Source organism: Amycolatopsis sp. VS8301801F10, assembly GCF_046195355.1.
Lineage (GTDB): Bacteria > Actinomycetota > Actinomycetes > Mycobacteriales > Pseudonocardiaceae > Amycolatopsis.
The window spans coordinates 1,943,942-1,964,318 of sequence record NZ_CP176065.1 but is presented as its reverse complement, the minus strand read 5'-3'; the positions used below and the strand labels follow the sequence as shown (position 1 = coordinate 1,964,318).

Sequence of the window (20,377 nt, the reverse complement as noted above, 5' to 3'; positions counted from 1 at the left end):
GTAGGTGCGGACGTTGATTCGGCCAGGACAGAGGTAGAAGAGAAGCCTCTGTCACCCCGGGCAACCTCCGTGCGCGGACTCCGGGTACCCACGCGCAGCACGCCGCGGGAGGCTCGTCGTCTAGGGACTGCGTACCGGGACGCCGGACGCCGAGTCCATGAAGGTACGACCAGAGTTGCACGCTTGGTCGCCCGAGATGTCCGCGCTGACTGGCGGCACCCGTTGGCCCCTGGCTGACGGGCGCCGCCAGTGTTATGTCCGGGCAGCGGCATAGGCACCGCGCGCCGAGCCTCGTCTGTCCGGCCAGCAGCACAGGCACCGCGCGCCGAGCCTCGCTCGAACAACTCCGAGTCCGCGGTCCTCCCAGGTGAACCCTCTCGTTCCTGCGCACGGCCGATGGACAACCCCGTGTCGCGGTGAGTAGCTTCCCGATACCGGTGCTGCCCGGTGGACGCTTCACAACTCGCGTCCGCACCCGCGGCGGCACGCGACACTGGGAGGCAATTCGTGACGAACCGACTCGCGCGCACGCGGAGGATGCAGGTGTTCGCCGTTCCCCTCGCGGGGGTGCTCGCCGTCGGGGGGTTGAGTTCCTCGGCGTTCGCGGCGCCGAAACCGCAGCAGACGCCCCGGCAGGCGGCCGCGCAGCTCGACGCCGCGGCCGCGCGGGCGCTGCGCGGCATGAGCCTGGAAGAAAAAGTGGGGCAGCTGTTCGTCACGTGGGTGAACGGCAAGTCCGCGGACGAGGTGAACCCGAAGAACCACACCGATTTCGGGGTCGACACCGCCGCGCAGGCCGTGCAGAAGTACCACCTCGGCGGCGTCATCTACTTCAACAACACCAGCCGCGACAACTTCGACGACCCGGTGCAGGTCGCGAAGCTGTCCAACGGCCTGCAGCGCGCGGCGATCTCCAGCGGCGCGCACATCCCGTTGCAGATCGGCACCGACCAGGAGGGCGGCACGGTCACGCGGATGGGCGCGCCGGCCACCGAATTCCCCAACTCGATGGCCATCGCCGCCGGCCGGGACGCCGGCAGCGCGACCAAGGCCGCCACGATCCTTGGCCACGAGCTGCGCGCGGTCGGCATCAACCAGGACTACGCGCCGGACGCGGACGTCAACTCCAACCCGGCCAACCCGGTGATCGGCGTCCGGTCGTTCTCCGGGCGACCCGACCTGGCCAGCAGCTTCGTGACCGCGGAGGTCAAGGGCTATCAGGACTCCGGTCCGGCGAGCCAGACCGTCTCGTCCACCGCGAAGCACTTCCCCGGCCACGGCGACGCGGCCACCGACAGCCACACCGGGTTGCCGAAGATCAACCGCACCGAAGAACAGTGGCGGGCGATCGACGTGCCGCCGTTCAAGGCCGCGATCGCGGCCGGCATCGACTCGATCATGAGCGCGCACATCCAGTTCCCCAGCCTCGACCCGTCCGGCGAGCCGGCGACGCTGTCGAAGCCGATCATCACCGGCAAGCTGCGCGGCGAACTCGGCTACAACGGCGTCGTGATCACCGACTCGCTCGAGATGCAGGGCGTGCGGGAGCTGCACAGCGACGCCGAAATCCCGGTCCTCGCCCTGAAGGCGGGCGTGGACCAGTTGCTCATGCCGGTGCACCTGGACGTCGCGATCAACTCCGTGCTCGCCGCGGTGAAGTCGGGCGACCTGCCGATGCAGCGAATCGACCAGAGCGTGCTGCGGGTGCTGAAGCTCAAGCTGAAGCGCGGAATCCTGACCTCGCCGTTCACCAATCCGGCGCAGGTGATGAAGAAGGTCGGCACGCCGGACCACCTGGCCACCGCGCAAGGCATCGCCGACCGGTCGATCACCGCGATCGCCAACGACGCCGGGGTGCTGCCGCTCAAGCAGAAGCCGTCGAACGTGCTGGTCACCGGCTGGGGCGTGACCACGACGCAAGCGCTTGCCGACCGCTTCGCCGCGCACGGCACGAAGGCGACCGCGCTGGCGACCGGGCAGACGCCGACCGACGCGCAGATCGCTGAGGCCGCGGCCGCCGCGAAGCAGAACGACGTCGTCGTGGTGCTGACCAACAACCTGGGCGGTTTCCCCTTGCAGGGCAAGCTTCTTCAGGCGTTGATGGACACTGGCAAGCCGGTGGTCGCGGTCGCCGCGCAGATTCCGTACGACGCCGGGTACGCGAACCCGGTGCCGACCTGGCTCGCCACCTACGGCTACATCACGCCTTCCCTCGAGGCGCTGGCCAAGGTCGTGCTCGGCGAGACGAAGCCCAGCGGGAAGCTGCCGGTCGACGTCCCGGCCGGGGCGGACGTGCACACCGTCAAGTACCCCTTCGGACACGGGCTGACCTGGTGACTCTCAACCGCCGGAATTTCCTGGCCGTTCCAGCGCTCGCGGTACCGGTACTGACGGGTGGCTCAGCGGCAGCACAAGCGGCACCCGAAGCAGCACAACCCGAGTTGCAACGCCGGGTACTCACCGGTGCCGAGCAACTCGCCTCGCAGGGCTGGCGTCCGCTCGCTGGACGCAAGCTCGGCGTGCTGTCCAACCCGACGGGCGTGCTCGCCAACGGCGACCACATTGTCGACTCGATGGTCGCGGCGGGCGTACGTCCCGTCGCGGCCTTCGGGCCCGAGCACGGCTTTCGCGGCAGCGCGCAAGCCGGTGGCTCCGAAGGCGATTACACCGACCCGCGCACCGGCATCCCGGTGTACGACGCGTACGGCGCCAACGCGACGAAGCTCGCTTCGCTGTTCCAGAAGGCCGGTTTGGACACTGTCGTCTTCGACATCGCGGACGTCGGCGCGCGCTTCTACACCTACATCTGGTCGCTGTACACGGCGATGGTCGCCGCGGCGAAGGTCAACGCGGCCTTCGTCGTTCTAGACCGGCCAAACCCCATCGGCGGACGACTGTCCGGTCCAGTGCTCGACCCGAAGTTCTCGTCCGGCGTCGGGCTGAAGCCGATCGCACAGCAGCACGGCATGACCGTCGGCGAGCTAGCACGCTTCTTCGCCGCCGAGTTCCTGCCCGGCGAAGGCGCGCAGCTGGCGAAGCTCGAAGTCGTCCAAGTACGCGGTTGGCGACGCGACAGCTTCTTCGCCGACACCGGTCTCCGTTGGGTCCTGCCGAGCCCGAACATGCCGACGCCGGACACAGCGCTCGTGTACCCAGGCACAGGCATGTTCGAAGGCACGGTGTTCTCCGAAGGACGCGGCACCACCCGGCCATTCGAGATCATCGGCGCGCCCGGCCTCGACTGGCGTTGGCGCGAAGAACTCGAGAAGCTCCACCTGCCGGGCGCAGCGTTCCGCGAGATCTACTTCGTGCCCACCTTCGGCAAGTTCGTGAACGAGCCTTGCGGCGGCGTACAGGTCACCGTCACCGATCCGCGGGCCTTCGACGCCATCAGCACCACCGTCTCGATGTTCGTGACGGCCAAGCGTGTCGCGCCGGACAAATTCGCCTGGCGGCCGGACCACATGATCGACAAGCTGTCCGGATCCGCACGGCTGCGCACCATGGTCGACGCCGGGGCCGGGGTCGACGAGATCACCGGCGCGTGGCGCGCCGAACTCGCCGATTTCGCCCGCAGACGCCGTCCCCACCTGATCTATCGCTGAGGAGAGCGGTCATGCGTGCTAGGAAAGTGCTCGTCGCGACGTTGGCCGTCCTAGTCGCGGCCACCACGACCGCGGGAGCAGCGACGATCGACAACCGACACGGCGGCTTCGCCGGGCGCTTCGACCGTCCGCAGCACGGGTTCGCTCCGGCGAGCACGACGCTGCGGGACGGCAGCCCGCGCGAGGTCAACCTCGACCCGCAGCCGATCCGCGACGCCGAGCAGTTCCTGAAGAGCTGGACGCAGCCGGACGCCAGCGGGCATCCGCACTTCTCCGGCGCGGTCGGCCTGCTCGCGCACGACGGCGTGGTCGTGGACCGGTACGCCGTCGGCGGCGCGCTCCGGTACGCCGACGCCAAGGGCACCGAACTGCCGCCGGACCAGCAGGTCCCGATGCGCAACGACACCATCTTCGACCTGGCGTCGATCTCGAAGCTCTTCACCTCGATCGCCGCGCTGCAGCTGACCGAGCAGGGCAAGCTGGACGTCAACGCGCCGGTCGTGCGCTACCTGCCGGAGTTCGGCGTCAACGGCAAGCAGGACGTCACCGTGCTGCAGCTGCTCACGCACACCTCCGGTTTCGACGCCGACCCGTCCCCGTCGCTCTGGCAGGGCTATCCGGACATCCCGTCGCGGCGCAAGGCAGTGCTCGACAGCCCGCTCAAGAACGCGCCGGGCAGCACGTACCTGTACTCCGACCTCAACATGCTCACCCTCGGCTTCCTGATCGAGAAGCTGTCCGGCAAGCCGCTGGACCAGGTGGTGCACGACCGCATCGCCGCGCCGCTCGGCATGGTCGACACCGGCTACAACCCGCCCGACTCGAAGCTCGCCCGGGTCGCCGCGACCGAGTACGAGACCACTCCGCCACGCGGCCTCGTGCGCGGAGGAGTGCACGACGAGAACGCCTGGTCGCTCGGCGGCGTCGCCGGGCACGCCGGAGTGTTCTCCACCGCCAGCGACCTGGCCGTGCTCGCCCAGACCATCCTCAACGGCGGCAGCTACCGCGGGCACCGGATCCTGCGGCCGGACACCGTCAAGAAGATGCTGACGAACTACAACCAGCGCTTCCCCGGCGACGAGCACGGGCTCGGCTTCGAGCTGGACCAGCCCTGGTACATGGGCGCGCTGGCGTCGCCGATCAGCGCGGGCCACACCGGCTTCACCGGGACCACGCTGGTCATCGACCCCGAGTCGCGGTCGTTCGCGCTGCTGCTCACCAACCGCGTGCACCCCACGCGCACCTGGGGCTCCATCAACCTCGCCCGTCAGGTCTGGGCGACTTCGCTGGCGAAGGCGATGGCCGTGCGGCCGGTCGAAGGCCCCGACGCCTGGTACGCGAGCCTCGGAAACAACGACGTCGCTACGCTCAGCACACAACCGCTTCCAGCCGGTGCGCCACTGCGCGTATCCTTCGCCGCTTTCGTCGACACCGAGGGTCCGAGCGACCCGTTGCAGCTCGAATCGAGCACCGACGGGGTTAATTGGCAACCTGTTCCGCTTCAGGCCCGTGGCCCGGGCGCACCCGGCGACGAGACGCTCACGCTGGGCGGACACGGGCACCGCTCCTGGTGGCGGGTGTCGGCAGAAGTGCCCGCGGCCGCGGCTACCTCGCTCCGGTGGCGTTACCGCACCGATCCGAATTACACCGGACGGGGAGTTTCCCTCGATAGTGTGAAAGTCACCCAACGCGGCCGCGTCGTTCTCGATGGTGAGCGAAACCCCTCGGAACTGGCCTCTTCGGGGTGGGAATTAAGCGCTCGGTAGGCACCCTGGCGCACATTGCCACGATTGCGTCCCCACTCAGTGGAACAAGACTCCTTCGCTAGACACACTTAGTTGCCAAGTCGTTAGCTTGAGGTCGTTAACACCGTGGACTCGGTTGGCGACTTTCTTGACAACGATTAATCGCAAACCGAAGTCCGCAGACACGGACGGGTTGTGGTTCTGCCGAAGGATGTGGGTAGCCTTGTCGCAAATGCCAACGGTTAGTAACTTTCCGACGGCGGATGATGCGGGATCCGTAATCAGCAGCGCACCCTCCGAGCACCTCGCAGGTCAGGCGACGGCGCGCGACGCGGATGCGAGCCCCCTGGTCCGCATTCGCTCGCTGCTGCCCGGACTCGCCCGGGCCGAGCAGCGGGTCGCGAAGGTTGTCCTGGAAGACCCCGCCGCGGTCGCGCGCCGCAGCATCACCGAGGTGGCGCTCGCCGCGAACACCTCCGAGACCACCGTCACGCGCTTCTGCAAGGCCGTCGGCGTCGGCGGTTACCCGCAGCTGCGCATCGCGCTCGCGGCGGACACCGCTCGCACCGAGGCGCGGACGTCGCGCAACCTCGGCGGCGAGATCGGCCCCGGCGACGACTTGGCGTCCGTCATCGGCAAGGTCAGCTTCGCCGACGCGCGCGCCGTCGAAGAGACCGCGGACCAGCTCGACGTCGCCCAGCTGCAGAGCGTGATCGACCTCGTCGCCGAAGCCGGCCGGGTCGACGTGTACGGCGTGGGCGCAAGCGCTTTCGTCGCCGCTGACCTGCAGCAGAAGCTGCACCGGATCGGCCGCGTCAGCTTCTCCTGGTCGGACACGCACATCATGCTGACCTCGGCCGCCGTGCTGAAGCCGGGCGACGTCGCGATCGGCGTCTCGCACACCGGCGCGACCACGGACACCGTCGAAGCGCTGCGGGTCGCGCGCGAGCACGGCGCGGTGACCGTCGCGGTCACGAACTTCCCGCGTTCGCCGATCACCGAGGTCGCCGACCACGTGCTGACCACGGCGGCCCGCGAAACCACCTTCCGGTCCGGGGCGACGGCGAGCCGGATCGCCCAGCTGACCGTGATCGACTGCCTCTTCATCGGCGTCGCGCAGCGGCACATGGAGGCGTCGGTCAGCGCTCTGGACGCCACGAGGGACGCGGTCGGCTCGCACCGGCTCGGGGTCAGACCCGACGGTCGTCGTCGTCCGCGGGAAACCGGCAAGTGAACCAAGAAGCGAGGATCTGATGTCCGTCCCCTGCCAGACGGTGCACGTCGATTCGCCCACCGAACAACGCAACCCGCGCACGGTGGACATCGACCTGATGTCCACCATGGGGATCCTCGGCGCGATCAACGCCGAGGACCGCCGGGTGCCGGACGCGGTGGCCGCGGTGCTGCCGCAGCTGGCCCGCGCGGTCGACTACGCCGTCGAGGCGCTGCGCGGCGGGGGGCGCGTGCACTACGTCGGCGCGGGCACCTCGGGCCGCCTCGCGACGCTGGACGCGGCCGAGCTGGTGCCGACGTTCAACGTGCCCGGCGACTGGTTCATCGCCCACCACGCGGGCGGGGAGAAGGCGCTGCGGCAGGCGGTGGAGAACGCCGAGGACGACGCGGACGCCGGTGCGGAGGAAATCGCGCTCTCGGTGCGGCCGGGCGACTTCGTGCTCGGTCTCGCCGCCTCCGGGCGCACGCCGTACGTGCTCGGCGCGCTCGCCGAGGCCAGCCGGATCGGCGCGCACACCGGGCTCGTTTCGGCGAACCCGCGCGCCGCGCGACCGGCAGGCGTGGACGTCCTGATCGCCGTCGCCACCGGTCCCGAGGCCATCGCGGGCTCCACCCGGATGAAGGCGGGCACGGCGCAGAAGCTGATCCTCACCGCGTTCTCCAGCGCGACGATGATCAAGCTGGGCAAGACGTACTCGAACCTGATGGTGAGCATGCGCGCGACGAACGCGAAGCTGCGCGGCCGCACCATCCGGATCCTGCAGGAAGCCACCGGCATGACGATGGCCGACTGCTCGGACGCGCTCACCGAAGCCGGCGGCGACCTCAAGGTGGCGCTCGTGCACCTGCTGTCCGGCAGCGACGTCACCCGCTCCGCCGAGGCGTTGTCCGCGGCGGGCGGGCACGTGCGCAAGGCGCTCGACTCGCTGCACCTGCGCGCCGGCTGACGCTTACTGGATTGTCCGGGAAGGGCTCGGTGAGGGAATCTGATTCCTTCACCGAGCCCTTCCCGGCTTTCCGGCGAGCGAGAGGACGGCGATGACGCAGCGACTCACCCGCGGCGACCGGTGGTCGATCGGCGGCATGGCGGCCGTGATCCTGCTGCTCAACCTCGTCGGCTGGGGTTTGCTCGTGCTGGTCGTCGCGCCGCGGCACTACGCGCTCGGTGCGGGCGGCACGTTCGGCGTCGGACTCGGTGTCACCGCGTTCACCCTCGGCATGCGGCACGCCTTCGACGCCGACCACATCGCCGCCATCGACAACACCACGCGCAAGCTGATGTCCGACGGCCAGCGTCCGCTCTCGGTCGGCTTCTGGTTCTCCCTCGGGCATTCGACGATCGTCTTCGCGCTGTGCCTGCTGCTGTCCATGGGAGTCCGCGCGATCGCCGGGCAGCTGGAGGACGACGGTTCCGCACTGCACGAAACGACCGGGCTGATCGGCACGTCGGTGTCCGGGATTTTCCTGTACCTGATCGCGATCATGAACCTGGTCGTGCTCGTCGGGATCGCGCGCGTGTTCGTCCGGATGCGCCGCGGCGACCTGGACGAGGCCGAGCTGGAACGGCATCTCGACAACCGCGGCCTGATGAACCGGCTGCTGCGCGGAGCCACCAAAGCGGTGCGGAAGCCGTGGCACATCTATCCGGTGGGTGTCCTTTTCGGACTCGGCTTCGACACCGCGACGGAAATCGGCCTGCTCGTGCTCGCCGCGGGTGCGGCCGCGTTTTCCCTTCCCTGGTACGCGATCCTCGTGCTGCCGATCCTGTTCGCCGCCGGGATGAGCCTGTTCGACGCCGCGGACGGCGTGCTGATGAACTACGCGTACGGCTGGGCGTTTTCCCGGCCGATCCGGAAGATTTATTACAACCTCACCGTCACCGCGCTTTCCGTGGCGGTCGCGCTCGGCATCGGGACCATCGAACTGGTGACGCTGCTCGCCGAGAAGCTCGGCATCAGGTCCGGCCCGCTCGCCGCGATCGCCTCGGTGGACCTCGACTACGTGGGCTTCGCGATCGTCGGACTGTTCATCGTCACCTGGTTGGCCGCGTTCGCGATCTGGAAATTCGGGAGAATAGAAGAGAAGTGGGCCGCGCGGCTGGGCACCGCCGACTGACGCGGGAGGGGGCACGGTGAAGAGGCAAGTGCTGGTACTGGCGCGGGCGTTGGCGTTCGTGGTCCGCCGCCGGATCGACGTGCCGCCCGACGGTGCCGCGATCCACTACAGCCGCGGCATCCGTCCGATGTTCTGGGCCTTGCTGGTGGTCAACCCGGTCGACATCGTGCTGGTCGAGGTCGTGGTGAAGTCGGTGCCGGTGCGCATCTCGGTGCTGGTGCTGGAAATCCTCTGCGCGCTCGCCTTCCTGGCCCTCGTCGCGACGCTCTACAAGTACCCGCATTCCGTCGGCAAGGGCGAGCTGCGGGTGCGGTACCTGTCCGTCTTCGACTGCCGGATCCCGTTGGCCAGCATCGATTCCGTCCGGCAGGCGAGCCGGTCACTGCGGACGCGAGGCGGCGTCAGCTTGCCCGAAGACGGGGTGCTGGCAGTGGGAATCAGCCAGTCGACCAACCTGTCGGTCGTCCTCCGTGCACCGCGACTCGTCGATCTCGGCCGCAAGGGCACCGTCGAAATCACGCAGCTCGACTTCTGGGCCGATGAGCCGCGGGAGGCCGTCACGGCGATCCGGGAGCGGCTGCCCGCCAGCGTGTGAAGCTGCCGGAAGCGGCGACGGATCCCCTCGCCGCCGCCCCGGCAGTACCCCCAGTACCCCAGGCTCAGAACGAGCCGACCGGCTGGCGGATCGCGGCGTTGAGCCGGTTCCACACGTTGATCCCGGCGATGGACAGCAGCAGCGACGAAAGCTCCTTCTCGTCGTAGATGTCCGCGGCGGCGTCCCAGACCGCGTCCGGGACCGGGTCGGTCTGGTCGGCCAGCCGGGTCACGTGTTCGGCCAGGTCCAGCGCGGCGCGCTCGGCGTCGGTGAAGTACGTCGATTCGCGCCACGCGCCGACGGCCCAGATCCGCTCGTCCTTCTCGCCGGCCTCCTTCATCTCGCGGGCGTGCATGTCGACGCACACGCTGCAGCCGTTGATCTGGCTGACCCGCAGGTGGATCAGGTGGTGCGTGGTCGCGGGCACGGTGCTGTCGTTCGTGGCCTTGCCCAGCGCCATCAGCGCCTTCATCGCGTCCGGGTGCACCTTGATCGGGTGGGTCATCCGAGCCTGCATGGTGATCTCCTCCTGTCACGTCCGCCTCGTTCGGCGGGTCTCGTCAGTAGGACCCGGCCCAAGGAGAAGATGTGACAGTGCGGGACGAAAAACAGGACGAGAATTTCTGGGCGGCGCAGTTCGAGGAGCATCGGCCCAGGTTGCGGGCGGTGGCGTACCGGATGCTCGGGTCGTTCGCCGAGGCCGACGACGCGATCCAGGAGACCTGGCTGCGGGTGACGCGGTCCTCGGGAGAGGACATTCGCAACACCGGCAGCTGGCTGACGACGATCGTGTCGCGCCAATGCCTCAACATGCTCCGCTCGCGCGCGACCCGCCGCGAGGACCCCTTGGACATCCGGGTGCCGGACCCGGTCGTGGAGACCGGGGACGGCGTCGACCCGGCGGAGCAGGAGGTCCTCGCGGACTCGGTGGGCCTCGCGCTGCTCGTGGTGCTGGAGGCGCTCGACCCGGCGGAACGGCTCGCCTTCGTCCTGCACGACATGTTCGCGGTGCCGTTCGACGAGATCGCGACGATGCTCGACAAGAACACCGCCGCGGTACGGCAGCTGGCGAGCCGGGCGCGCCGCCGCGTGCAGGGCGTGACCCCGGCCGGCCCGGCGGATCGAACCCAGCAGCGCAAGATCGCGGACGCCTGGCTCACCGCCGCTCGCGGCGGCAACTTCGAGGGGCTGGTCGCGCTGCTGCACCCGGACGCGCTGCTGCGCGTCGACACCGGCGGGCCCGGCTCGAAGGTCGTGCGCGGCGCGGCCGAGGTCGCGGGCAACGCGTCGCGATTCCGGTCGGTCGGCCTGGTGTCGCAGTACGCGACCGTCAACGGCGGCCCCGGCTTCATCGCCCGGCGCGACGGCAAGGCGGTTTCGGTGCTGTCGTTCACCATCGCCGACGGGCTGATCACGGAGATCAACATCCTCTCCGACGCCGAGCGGCTCGCCGCGCTGAACTTCTGAACTCAGCCGAGCCGGTCCAGGGCGGCTACCGCTTCGGCGGGCAGCCGCACCTGGCCGGCGGCGAGGTTCTCGGCGAGATGCGCTCGCGTCGCCGTGCCCGCGATCAGCAGCGTGCCCTCGTAGCGCTGCAGCAGCCAGGCCAGCGCGACCTGCGCCGGAGTGCGGCCGAGTTCGGCCGCTACGCCGGTCACGACCGGGTTGCCGGTCACGTCCTGGCCCAGCTCGAACGCGGAGCCCAGCGGGAAGTACGGCACCCACGCGATCCCGTGTTCCCGGCACAGCTCCAGCACGGGTTCGGTGGCGCGGGCGAGCACGTTGTAGGAGTTCTGGACACAGACGATTCCGACGCCGAGCGCGTGCCGGAGCTGGTCCGCGGACACGTTGCTGAGCCCGAGCGCGCCGATCTTTCCCGCGTCGCGCAGGGAAATCAGTTCGGCGAGCTGGTCGTCGATGTCGACGAGCTGGTCGCCTTCCGCGATCAGGCCGGGTCCGGCGTCCGCGCGGCGCAGGTTGACCACGTCGAGCCGCTCGACGCCGAGCGCGGCGAGGTTGGCCTCGACTTGCGCGCGGAGCTGCGCTGGCTGTTGCGCGAGCCGGAGACCCTGCGGTCCTTCCTCAGCCCCGACCTTGGTCACCACGACCAGGTCGTCCGGGTAGGGCGAAAACGCTTCGCGGATCAGGTCGTTGCAGCGGCCGTCGCTGTAGAACTGGGCGGTGTCCAGGTGGTTCACGCCCGCCCCCGCCGCTTCGCGGAGCAGTTTCACCTGGTCAGCGCGGTCGGTGCCGGGGCGGCCGAGCTGCATCACGCCGTAGCCGATCCGCGCGACCTCGTGGCCGGCGAGCTTCGCGGTGCCGCCTGGAGCAGTGGTTGCCGTCATGAGGAAAGACTCCTGCCGTGGCATAGTGGAAGTTGATGCGGAGGCGCCTCCGTATTTCCACCGTAGCAGAACCGGAGGTTCCTCCGCTTTGTCGAGCGTCAAGAAACCGCGCGCGGACGCTGAACGCAACCGTCTGCGCCTGCTCGCTGCTGCCCGCAAAGCGTTCGGCGAAGGCGACGAGCCCGTCACGTTGGAGCGCGTCGCACGCGAAGCAGGTGTCGGCATCGGCACGCTCTACCGGCACTTCCCTACTCGCGAAGCGCTAGTCGAGGCGCTGTACCGCGATGAGTTGGCACAGGTGGTCGCGAGTGCGCCGAAGCTGCTTGAGACTGAGAAGCCGCTTCGCGCGCTGCGTCGGTGGATGGACCGCTTCGCCGAGTACGCGAGCACGAAGTACGACATGGCCGACACGCTGCGTGCGATCATCGAGGCGGGCACCGTCGACATGACGCAGGTCCGCGCGGAGCTGACCGAGGCCGTCCAGCTGATCATGGACGCGGGCGTGGCGGACGGCACGCTTCGGGCAGACGTACGCGCGCAGGACGTGGTGGTGACGGTGGTCGGTGCGTGCAGCATCCCAGCGCTGCCGGACGGCCGGGAGCAACTGGGCCGGATGCTCGACCTGATCGTGGCCGGAGTCCGTCAACCGCCGAGCTGATGCACGCGCAACGCGAGCTGGATCTCCAGCGAGCGTTCGGGTTCGCGCCAATCCTCGCCGAGCAGCACGGCGAGGCGTTCCATCCGCTGCGCGACCGTGTTGACGTGGACGTGCAGGGTTTCCTTTGCCCGCGCCAAATTCCCGCCCGCGGCGTAGTACGCGCGCAGCGTGCCGATGAGGTCAGTGCCGCGCCGGGCGTCGTAATCGAGGACCGGGCCGAGCGTTGCGCGGACGTACCCGGACAGGTCGGAATGGCGACCGAGCAGCACGCCGAGGAACCCGAGGTCGGACATCGCCGCGCCGTCGCCTTCGCGGCCGAGAGCCAGCAGAGTGTTCACGCAGCGAACAGCTTCGGTGTACGCCTGCGCCAACGCTTCCGGCCCGCTCGCCGGACCAGCCGCGCCGACGGTCACCGGACAGTCCACAACGGACTTAAGTTCGGCCGCGATCCGTGCTGCCACAGGCTGATCCGGCGCAAGCGCGACGACTTGCTCCGCGTGGACACCGACCAAATCGCCGTACCGCGCACAGGCGGCGGCGAGCCCGCGGCGCGAGATGCCGGACGCGTGCGCGACCAAAACGACGTGTGGTGCCGACAAATCGACACCCAAGCGGCGTGCGCGGGAGACCAACGCACCCGGGTTGCGGGTCGGTGCGGTGAGCAGATCGGTCAGCAACTCGCCGCGTACCTGATCCTCAGCTTGCGCTACCGAACGACGCAGCAGCAACAACAATGCCGTGACAACCGCAGCGCGCTCGAACAGCCGACGGTCGTCCCCGGCCAGCTCCGGCCGTCCAGAAAGGGTGAGGCTGCCGAGCAGTTCGCGGCCCGCCCGCACCGCACACACCCAGACGTCCTTTGTGGACACTGCCCGGCCGTTGGCATGCGACGAAGCCACCGCAGCCGCGTCGAACGGCACCGAAGTACCGGCCAGCAGCCCGCCTTCCTCGTCGTGCACGGCGATCGAGCCGCGCAGCACTCCGGCCACTTCCGCCGCCACCGCGGGCAAATCCGCGCCGCCGAGCACGAGGTCCATCAGCCGGTCGTGTGCTTCGTCGGCCCGGCGCATCGTCGCGTTGGCCGCGTTCAGCTCCGCAGCCGCCGACCGCGTTTCTTCCAGCAGATGCGCGGTGTCCAGCGCGATCGCGGCGTGCGCGGCCAGCGACGACAACAGCGCGACCTCCGCCGTCGAGAACGCCCGCGACGAACGGTCGGACGCGTACAGCACGCCCAGCACTTTGCCGCCGATCGCCAGCGGCACGCCAAGGATCGCCTTCAGCCCCTCCTCGCGGACGCCCGCGTCGATCGGCTTCGTGTGCCGGAACCGCTCGTCCTTGAAGTAGTCCGCGGTCGCGTATGGCCGTGCGGTCTGCGCGACCAGCCCGCCGAGCCCTTCGCCCATCCCCAGCACAATCTGTTGGAACAGCGCGGAAACCGATCCGTCGGTGACCCGGATGTAGGTCTCGCCGTTCGCCTCGTCGTTGAGGCTGAGGTACGAGACGTCCACGCCGAGCAACGTCCGCGCGCGCCGGACGATCGACCGCAGCACCGCGTCCGGGTCGCGCAGCCGGGCGAGGTCGCTCGCGGTGTCGAACAACGCGGTCAGCTCGGCTTCCCGCCGCCGGTGCTCGCTGAGCGTCTCGCGGATCCGCAACGCCAGCTCGGTCGCCGAACCGATCGCGGCCGCCTGCTCCGCGGACAACCCCCGGGCAGCGACGTGCGCCAGCTGCTCACTGCTCGCTCCGGCGGCGAGCAGTTCGAGCAGCCGGCGATACGCCTCGGCGGTGGGGTCCACACCCGTCATGCTGTCATTGAAGCCTGCCGTTCGGCCGTCGTCTCGTGCAACGACGCGCCGCGCGTCTCCCGTGCGGCAAGCAGCGCGACCAGCGACAACAGGCACATCGCGACCACGTAGAGCGAAACCGGCACGGTGGAGCGGTAGGCCTCGAACAGCGCCACCGCGATCAACGGCGCGACCGCTCCGGCCGCGATGGAGGACAGCTGGCCGCCTACCGAAAGCCCGGTGTAGCGCACCCGCGTGGGGAATTGTTCCGCGAAGAACGCCGCCTGCGGCCCGTACATCGCACCGTGCACGACCAGCCCGATCACCGCCGCGCCAATCACGGAACCGGTCGTGCGCAGATCGAGCAGCCAGAAGAAGCCGAACGACCACGCGGCCATTCCGACAACGCCGAACAGGTACACCGGCTTCCGGCCGATCTTGTCAGACAGCAAGCCCCACAAGGGAATCGTCACGAAATGCACCGCCGACGCGACGAGGACCGCGGTCAGGCCAGTCGCCTTCGGGAGGCCGAGCCCGGTGGTCACGTACACGAGAATGAACGCGGTAATCACGTAGTAGGACACGTTTTCCGCGATACGCGCACCGAAGGTCACCGCCAGCGCGCGGAAATGGCCGCGGAAGACGTCGACAATCGGTGCTTGCTCACGCTCGTCCGCGGCCGCCTTCGCCGCGATGAACACCGGCGATTCCGAAACCGCCAGCCGGATCCACAGGCCGAGCACGACCAGCACACCGGACAGCAGGAACGGGATCCGCCAGCCCCACGCCTGGAACGTCGCGTCCGACTGCGCCGACGCCAGGATCGCGAGCACCGCGGTGGCCAGCAGGTTTCCGGCCGGAACGCCGGTCTGCGGCCAGGACGCCCAGAACCCGCGCCGCCGGTCGTCGCCGTGTTCGGACACCAGCAGCACCGCGCCGCCCCACTCGCCGCCGAGCGCGAAGCCCTGGATCAGCCGCAGCAGCGTCAGCAGGATCGGCGCGAGCACGCCGACCGCGCTGTAGGTGGGCAGCAAGCCCATCGCGAACGTCGAGCCGCCCATCATCAGCAGGCTCACGACCAGCAGTTTCTTGCGGCCGATCCGGTCGCCGAAGTGCCCGAACACGAGCCCGCCGATCGGCCGGGCGAGGAAGCCGACCGCGTAGGTGAGCAACGCCAGCAAGGTTCCGGTGAGCGGGTCGGCGGTCGGGAAGAACAGCTTGTTGAAGACCAGCGCGGCGGCCGAGGTGTAGAGGAAGAAGTCGTACCACTCGATGGTGGTTCCGATCAGCCCGGCTCCGACGACGCGCAGCAGCTTTTTGTCCATAGTGGACTCCACTCCGTTGTGGGGAAAGGGGAATTCAGCCGGCGGTCCAGCCGCCGTCGACGGGAAGCGACGCGCCGGTGACGTGCCCGGCGGAGTCGCCGCACAGCCACAGCACGAGAGCGGCGACGTCGGAGGGTTCGATCAGCCGCTTGATCGCGGCCCGGCGCAGCAAAACCTCTTCGAGCACTTCTTCTTGCCGCACCCCGTGTTCAGCCGCCTGCGCTTCGAGCTGCCCGGTGACGAGCGGCGTGCGGACGTAGCCGGGGTTCACGCAATTGCTGGTGACACCGTGCTCCGCGCCTTCGAGAGCGGCCACTTTGGACAGTCCCTCGAGCGCGTGTTTCGCCGTGACGTAAGCGGCTTTGTACGGACTCGCCCGCACGCCATGCACGCTCGACATGTTCACGATCCGTCCCCAGCCGCGCGCGTACATCGCCGGAAGGCACTGGCGGATCAGCAAAAACGGCGCGGTCACCATCAACGACTGGATGAACGCGAACCGCTCCGGCGGGAACTCCGGCAACGGAGCGACGTGCTGCACGCCCGCGTTGTTGACGAGCACGTCGACGTCCGCGGGGAGCGTCGCCAGCGCCACCGGGTCGGTCAGGTCCACGACGTGCGCCTGCCCGCCGACCTCCGCGGCCGCCGCCTCCGCCCCGGCGACGTCCACGACGTGCACCTTCGCCCCGGCCGCGCCGAACGCCCGCACGCACGCCAGCCCGATGCCGCTGCCGCCGCCGGTCACCAAGGCGGTGCGGCCGGCGAGGGAACTGTCAGTGGTCATGGCCGGAAACAGTAAGTCGCTCCGACCTGGGCGACCATGGCTCAATCCACCACAGAACGCCGTCCGGTGATGTGGTCAGACCACACAGCTCAGCCAGCGGCCGACGAGATGCTCCGCGCCTCGTTCGCCCCGGTTTCGAAAGCCTCGCAGCAGAAGAGCAACCACTCGCGCACCCCGTCCGGCGTACCGCTGGCGAACCCCTGCGCCAGCTCGACATACCGCGGAACGCGCCGGAAATACGCGACCTCCGGCACCGTCAACGCCTTCGGATCAAGCCCCGTGGCGACCATCGACAGCCGAGCCGCCGCCCGGGCCACCACGCCGTCCGCCGAACCGAAGGGCGACAACGCGAGCAGCTCGCCGTGCACCACCGCGGTCAGCACCGGCCCGGGCACCGAAGTGGCACCGGTGACGAGCTGCGCCAGCAACTCCAGCCGCTCGCCGCCGCGCTGCGGACGGCCGAGCTGATCCGGATCGGACACGACGTCCGACGCGGCAAGCAAATGCAGCCGCGCCAAGGCCTGCAACGGCGCCCGCCGCCACGTCGGCAGCAACGACTCCAGCTTCTCCGCGACCCGCAACGCACCGGCCAGCAACGGATCCGTCACCGAACCGTCTTCCGGCAGCTCGGGATTGGCCCCGTCGATCCCCGCCGAAGCCCGAGCCGCCCGGACCGAAGCCTCGGCCGCGGTTTCCGCACCGCCCCGCAGATTCGCGGGCAGCCGGTGCACGGCGAACACCGCGTCCTGCGCGGCTTTCGCCGCCGCGGCGACGCCGTCCAGCTCCAGCAACGGCTTCAGCGGATCACTCATGCCGTCGCCTCCATGACGAGTTGCCCGCTCGCGGCCGAGAAGGCACCGCCGTGAACATCGGTGATTCGCTCGCAAGCGGCGCTCATGCGTCGAGCACCTGCCCCGCGCGCTCGACCACCGGAGGCAGCACCGACCACGGGAAGTTGATCCACCGGTCGGTCCGCTTCCACACGTACTCGCACTTCACCGTCGAAGCGGGCTTCTCGTAAACCACCGCGCACCGCACGTCCGCGACGTGGTCGGCGCAGAAGTCGCGGACCAGTTTGAGCGTCGCCCCGGTGTCCGCGACGTCGTCGGCGACCAGCACCTTCTTGTGTGTGAGATCCACCACGTTGGGCACCGGCGGCAGCATGACCGGAAGGTCCAGCCGCTGGTCGACCCCGGTGTAGAACTCGACGTTCATCACGTGCAGGTTCTTCACGTCGAGCGCGTACCCGAGCGCGCCGGCGACGAACAGCCCGCCGCGCGCGATGGAGAGGATGAGGTCGGGGACGAACCCGTCCGCGGCCACCTCCCGCGCCAGCTCCCGGCTCGCCGAACCGAACAACTCCCAGGTGAGGTTTTCTCGTTCCTCGGCCATGCGCGCTCTCTTTCTCGGGTGGTCCGCCGAGCATAAGCGGCCGGATAGTGGACTGCTGAAATGACCGGTAAATGGTACTTCTACGCAGCCACTTGCCGTCGTAGCGTGAGGCCGTGACCTGGAGCGAGCACCCCGTCCTGACCGGCCGCCACGTACGGCTCGAACCGCTGGCGCCCGAGCACGCCCCCGGCCTTCTCGAGGCCGGAGCCGACCCGGGCATCTGGGCCTGGCTGAGCGTCCGCCAGCCCGCCGACCTCGGCGAAGCCGAGACGATGGTCAAGGACGCGCTCGCCGACCCGGACCGCCGCCCGTGGGCGCAGATCGACCTCGCGTCCGGCCGCGTCGCCGGGACCACCTCTTATTACCAGGTAGTAGCGAAGCACCGGATCCTCTCGATCGGGCACACCTGGATCGGTGCGGAATACCAGCGCACCGCGCTCAACACCGAGGCCAAATTCCTCCTGCTGCGCAACGCCTTCGAAGACTGGGGAGCCCAGCGCGTCGCGTGGGAAACCGACAACCGCAACCTCCGCTCGCAACGCGCCATCGAACGGCTCGGCGCACTGCGCGAAGGAGTGCTCCGCGCGCACCGGATCCGTCCGGACGGCACGACCCGGGACACGGTGCTCTACTCGATGACGGACGCCGAGTGGCCGGGCGCCCGTGCCCGGCTGCTCGCCCGCCTCGGCTGAGCCTCGCCGCACGGCGCTTGGAGCTGTGCGCGCAACGTGGCTGCAACCTTGTCGTAGGCGGACTAACGTCGCTAGCGTTCCCTGAGCCGCGGGTTCGCACTACAGGAGGCTTTGCACCATGACCGAGCAGTCCCCAGCGTTGGACAACCTGCTCACGGAGAGCCGCACGTTTCCCCCCAGCGAAGAGTTCGCTGGTCAGGCGAACGCGAAGGCCGAGTTGTATGCGACGGCGGACGCTGACCGGGAGCAGTTCTGGGCCGGCCAGGCGGAACGGCTGTCGTGGGACACGAAGTGGTCCCAGGTATTGGACTGGACCAATGCGCCGTTCGCGAAGTGGTTCGTCGGCGGGAAGCTGAACGTCGCCTACAACTGCGTGGACCGGCACGTCGAGTCCGGCCACGGGGACCAGGTCGCGATCCACTGGGTCGGCGAGCCGGGCGACACCCGCGACATCACCTACGCGCAGCTGAAGGACGAGGTCTCGAAGGCGGCGAACGCGCTGTCGTCGCTGGGCGTCGCGGCCGGGGACGTCGTGGCGATCCAGCTGCAGATGGTGCCCGAGGCGATTTTCGCGATGCTGGCGTGCGCGCGGATCGGCGCCCTGCACAGCGTGGTGTTCGGCGGTTTCTCGCCGACGGCGCTGCGCGCGCGGGTGGACGACGCGGCGGCGAAGATCGTGATCACCTCGGACGGCCAGTACCGCCGGGGCAAGGCCGCGCCGATGAAGGCGAACGTCGACGAAGCCTTGCAGGGCGCGGAAACCGTGCAGAAGGTCATCGTCGTCAAGCGCACCGGCAGCGACCTCGAGGGCGAGACGCCGTGGACCGAGGGCCGCGACCTGTGGTGGCACGAACTGGTCGACGGACAGTCCACTGAGCACAAGCCGGAAGCGTTCGATTCCGAGCACCCGCTGTTCATCCTGTACACCTCGGGCACCACGGGTAAGCCGAAGGGCATTCTGCACACTTCGGGCGGCTACCTGACCCAGACCGCGTACACGCACAACGTCGTGTTCGACCACAAGCCGGGCGAAGACGTCTACTGGTGCACCGCCGACATCGGCTGGATCACCGGGCACTCCTACATTGTGTACGGGCCGCTGGCGAACCGCGTGACCCAGGTCGTCTACGAAGGCACGCCGAACACGCCGCACGAGGGCCGGCACTGGGAAATCATCCAGAAGTACAAGGTCTCGATCTACTACACCGCGCCGACGCTGATCCGCACCTTCATGAAGTGGGGCGAGGACATCCCGGCGAAGTACGACCTGTCCTCGCTGCGGGTGCTCGGAAGCGTGGGCGAGCCGATCAACCCCGAGGCCTGGATCTGGTACCGCGACAAGATCGGCGCGAACAAGACGCCGGTCGTGGACACGTGGTGGCAGACCGAAACCGGCGCGATCATGATCTCGCCGCTGCCCGGCGTCACCGCCGCCAAGCCGGGTTCCGCGCAACGCGCGCTGCCGGGCATCTCGGCGAAGGTCGTGGACGACACCGGGGTCGAGGTCCCGCACGGCGGCGGCGGATACCTGGTGCTGGACAAGCCGTGGCCGTCGATGCTGCGCGGCGTCTGGGGCGACGACGAGCGCTTCCGCGACACCTACTGGTCCCGGTTCACCGAGCAGGGCTACTACTTCGCGGGCGATGGCGCGAAGTACGACGAGGACGGCGACATCTGGCTGCTCGGCCGCGTGGACGACGTGATGAACGTGTCCGGGCACCGGATCTCCACCACCGAGGTCGAGTCCGCGCTCGTGTCGCACCCGACGGTCGCCGAGGCCGCGGTCGTCGGCGCGACCGACCCGACCACCGGACAGGGCATCGTCGCGTTCGTGATCCTGCGCGGCAACGCCGTCGACGGCGGCGATGAGGCGGTGCAGGAACTGCGCAACCACGTCGCGAAGGAGATCGGGCCGATCGCGAAGCCGCGGCAGATCATGGTCGTGGCCGAGCTGCCGAAGACCCGCTCCGGCAAGATCATGCGCCGGCTGCTGCGCGACGTCGCGGAGAACCGCCAGATCGGCGACGTGACCACGCTCGCCGACTCGTCGGTCATGGACCTCATCTCCTCCGGACTGAACTCCGGCAAGGAGGAGTAAGTTCTT

General features: G+C 69.1%; 18 protein-coding genes. 11 read left to right on the top strand and 7 right to left on the bottom strand.

Annotated elements, in window-relative coordinates:
* Nucleotides 1-537: 537 nt before the first annotated feature.
* The 7 genes from F9C11_RS09515 to F9C11_RS09485 all read left to right on the top strand — a co-directional run bounded on the left by F9C11_RS09515 (nt 538) and on the right by F9C11_RS09485 (nt 9,293).
* Complete coding sequence (locus tag F9C11_RS09515) at nt 538-2,337, top strand: glycoside hydrolase family 3 protein (RefSeq protein WP_409186859.1); 1,800 nt, start codon at nt 538-540, stop codon at nt 2,335-2,337.
* A complete protein-coding gene (locus tag F9C11_RS09510; RefSeq protein ID WP_409184502.1) occupies nt 2,334-3,605 on the top strand; it encodes an exo-beta-N-acetylmuramidase NamZ domain-containing protein in 1,272 nt (423 codons plus the stop codon). The genes F9C11_RS09515 and F9C11_RS09510 overlap by 4 nt, the downstream gene beginning before the upstream one ends.
* An 11-nt stretch (nt 3,606-3,616) precedes the next feature.
* Nucleotides 3,617-5,371: a serine hydrolase gene (locus F9C11_RS09505; protein WP_409184501.1), complete on the top strand. Its 1,755-nt coding sequence runs from the start codon at nt 3,617-3,619 to the stop codon at nt 5,369-5,371.
* 211 nt (nt 5,372-5,582) lie between these two features.
* The gene (locus tag F9C11_RS09500) at nt 5,583-6,584 is read left to right on the top strand and encodes a MurR/RpiR family transcriptional regulator (protein WP_009084392.1); all 1,002 of its coding nucleotides are present in this window, start codon (nt 5,583-5,585) and stop codon (nt 6,582-6,584) included.
* A 16-nt stretch (nt 6,585-6,600) separates the two neighbouring features.
* The gene (locus tag F9C11_RS09495) at nt 6,601-7,530 is read left to right on the top strand and encodes an N-acetylmuramic acid 6-phosphate etherase (protein WP_409186858.1); all 930 of its coding nucleotides are present in this window, start codon (nt 6,601-6,603) and stop codon (nt 7,528-7,530) included.
* Between the two features lie 91 nt (nt 7,531-7,621).
* A complete protein-coding gene (locus F9C11_RS09490; protein ID WP_409184500.1) occupies nt 7,622-8,698 on the top strand; it encodes a HoxN/HupN/NixA family nickel/cobalt transporter in 1,077 nt (358 codons plus the stop codon).
* Nucleotides 8,699-8,714: 16 nt separating this feature from the next.
* Complete coding sequence (locus F9C11_RS09485; RefSeq protein ID WP_409184499.1) at nt 8,715-9,293, top strand: hypothetical protein; 579 nt, start codon at nt 8,715-8,717, stop codon at nt 9,291-9,293.
* 64 nt (nt 9,294-9,357) lie between these two features.
* Here F9C11_RS09485 and F9C11_RS09480 read toward each other — a convergent pair whose 3' ends face one another.
* Nucleotides 9,358-9,810, bottom strand: coding sequence for a carboxymuconolactone decarboxylase family protein (locus F9C11_RS09480; protein WP_409184498.1), 453 nt, complete (start codon nt 9,808-9,810; stop codon nt 9,358-9,360).
* Nucleotides 9,811-9,881: 71 nt separating this feature from the next.
* On the opposite strand from F9C11_RS09480, the gene F9C11_RS09475 reads away from it, so the two are divergent.
* Nucleotides 9,882-10,760 (top strand): sigma-70 family RNA polymerase sigma factor, encoded by an 879-nt coding sequence (locus F9C11_RS09475; RefSeq protein ID WP_409184497.1) that lies wholly within the window; start codon nt 9,882-9,884, stop codon nt 10,758-10,760.
* A gap of 2 nt (nt 10,761-10,762) precedes the next feature.
* Here the strand turns inward: F9C11_RS09475 and F9C11_RS09470 are convergent, their stop codons facing one another.
* On the bottom strand, nt 10,763-11,638 hold the full coding sequence (locus F9C11_RS09470) for an aldo/keto reductase (RefSeq protein ID WP_409184496.1): 876 nt from the start codon (nt 11,636-11,638) through the stop codon (nt 10,763-10,765).
* An 88-nt stretch (nt 11,639-11,726) separates the two neighbouring features.
* Between F9C11_RS09470 and F9C11_RS09465 the strand changes: the two genes are divergently transcribed.
* Nucleotides 11,727-12,296: a TetR/AcrR family transcriptional regulator gene (locus F9C11_RS09465; RefSeq protein ID WP_409184495.1), complete on the top strand. Its 570-nt coding sequence runs from the start codon at nt 11,727-11,729 to the stop codon at nt 12,294-12,296.
* Here F9C11_RS09465 and F9C11_RS09460 read toward each other — a convergent pair.
* The 5 genes from F9C11_RS09460 to F9C11_RS09440 all read right to left on the bottom strand — a co-directional run bounded on the left by F9C11_RS09460 (nt 12,281) and on the right by F9C11_RS09440 (nt 17,581).
* Nucleotides 12,281-14,101 (bottom strand): helix-turn-helix domain-containing protein, encoded by a 1,821-nt coding sequence (locus F9C11_RS09460; RefSeq protein WP_409184494.1) that lies wholly within the window; start codon nt 14,099-14,101, stop codon nt 12,281-12,283. The genes F9C11_RS09465 and F9C11_RS09460 overlap by 16 nt on opposite strands.
* Entirely contained in the window at nt 14,098-15,405 is a 1,308-nt protein-coding gene (locus tag F9C11_RS09455) for an MFS transporter (RefSeq protein WP_409184493.1), read from the bottom strand. The genes F9C11_RS09460 and F9C11_RS09455 overlap by 4 nt, the downstream gene beginning before the upstream one ends.
* Before the next feature lie 34 nt (nt 15,406-15,439).
* Complete coding sequence (locus F9C11_RS09450) at nt 15,440-16,189, bottom strand: 3-hydroxybutyrate dehydrogenase (protein ID WP_409184492.1); 750 nt, start codon at nt 16,187-16,189, stop codon at nt 15,440-15,442.
* Nucleotides 16,190-16,278: 89 nt separating this feature from the next.
* A complete protein-coding gene (locus F9C11_RS09445) occupies nt 16,279-17,001 on the bottom strand; it encodes an oxidoreductase (protein WP_409184491.1) in 723 nt (240 codons plus the stop codon).
* 82 nt (nt 17,002-17,083) lie between these two features.
* On the bottom strand, nt 17,084-17,581 hold the full coding sequence (locus F9C11_RS09440; RefSeq protein ID WP_009084412.1) for a phosphoribosyltransferase: 498 nt from the start codon (nt 17,579-17,581) through the stop codon (nt 17,084-17,086).
* Between the two features lie 113 nt (nt 17,582-17,694).
* On the opposite strand from F9C11_RS09440, the gene F9C11_RS09435 reads away from it, so the two are divergent.
* Both F9C11_RS09435 and acs read left to right on the top strand, forming a co-directional pair.
* On the top strand, nt 17,695-18,273 hold the full coding sequence (locus tag F9C11_RS09435) for a GNAT family N-acetyltransferase (protein ID WP_409184490.1): 579 nt from the start codon (nt 17,695-17,697) through the stop codon (nt 18,271-18,273).
* Nucleotides 18,274-18,391: 118 nt separating this feature from the next.
* Complete coding sequence (acs, locus tag F9C11_RS09430; protein ID WP_409184489.1) at nt 18,392-20,371, top strand: acetate--CoA ligase; 1,980 nt, start codon at nt 18,392-18,394, stop codon at nt 20,369-20,371.
* Nucleotides 20,372-20,377: the final 6 nt, after the last annotated feature.

Bases quoted from the DNA above. Each gene is read 5' to 3' on its own strand.
- F9C11_RS09445 (WP_409184491.1), bottom strand. From the start codon at position 17,001: ATGAGTGATCCGCTGAAGCCGTTGCTGGAGCTGGACGGCGTCGCCGCG.
- F9C11_RS09470 (WP_409184496.1), bottom strand. From the start codon at position 11,638: ATGACGGCAACCACTGCTCCAGGCGGCACCGCGAAGCTCGCCGGCCAC.
- F9C11_RS09450 (WP_409184492.1), bottom strand. From the start codon at position 16,189: ATGACCACTGACAGTTCCCTCGCCGGCCGCACCGCCTTGGTGACCGGC.
- F9C11_RS09440 (WP_009084412.1), bottom strand. From the start codon at position 17,581: ATGGCCGAGGAACGAGAAAACCTCACCTGGGAGTTGTTCGGTTCGGCG.
- F9C11_RS09515 (WP_409186859.1), top strand. From the start codon at position 538: ATGCAGGTGTTCGCCGTTCCCCTCGCGGGGGTGCTCGCCGTCGGGGGG.
- F9C11_RS09500 (WP_009084392.1), top strand. From the start codon at position 5,583: ATGCCAACGGTTAGTAACTTTCCGACGGCGGATGATGCGGGATCCGTA.
- F9C11_RS09490 (WP_409184500.1), top strand. From the start codon at position 7,622: ATGACGCAGCGACTCACCCGCGGCGACCGGTGGTCGATCGGCGGCATG.
- F9C11_RS09480 (WP_409184498.1), bottom strand. From the start codon at position 9,810: ATGCAGGCTCGGATGACCCACCCGATCAAGGTGCACCCGGACGCGATG.
- F9C11_RS09455 (WP_409184493.1), bottom strand. From the start codon at position 15,405: ATGGACAAAAAGCTGCTGCGCGTCGTCGGAGCCGGGCTGATCGGAACC.
- F9C11_RS09460 (WP_409184494.1), bottom strand. From the start codon at position 14,101: ATGACGGGTGTGGACCCCACCGCCGAGGCGTATCGCCGGCTGCTCGAA.
- F9C11_RS09505 (WP_409184501.1), top strand. From the start codon at position 3,617: ATGCGTGCTAGGAAAGTGCTCGTCGCGACGTTGGCCGTCCTAGTCGCG.
- acs (WP_409184489.1), top strand. From the start codon at position 18,392: ATGACCGAGCAGTCCCCAGCGTTGGACAACCTGCTCACGGAGAGCCGC.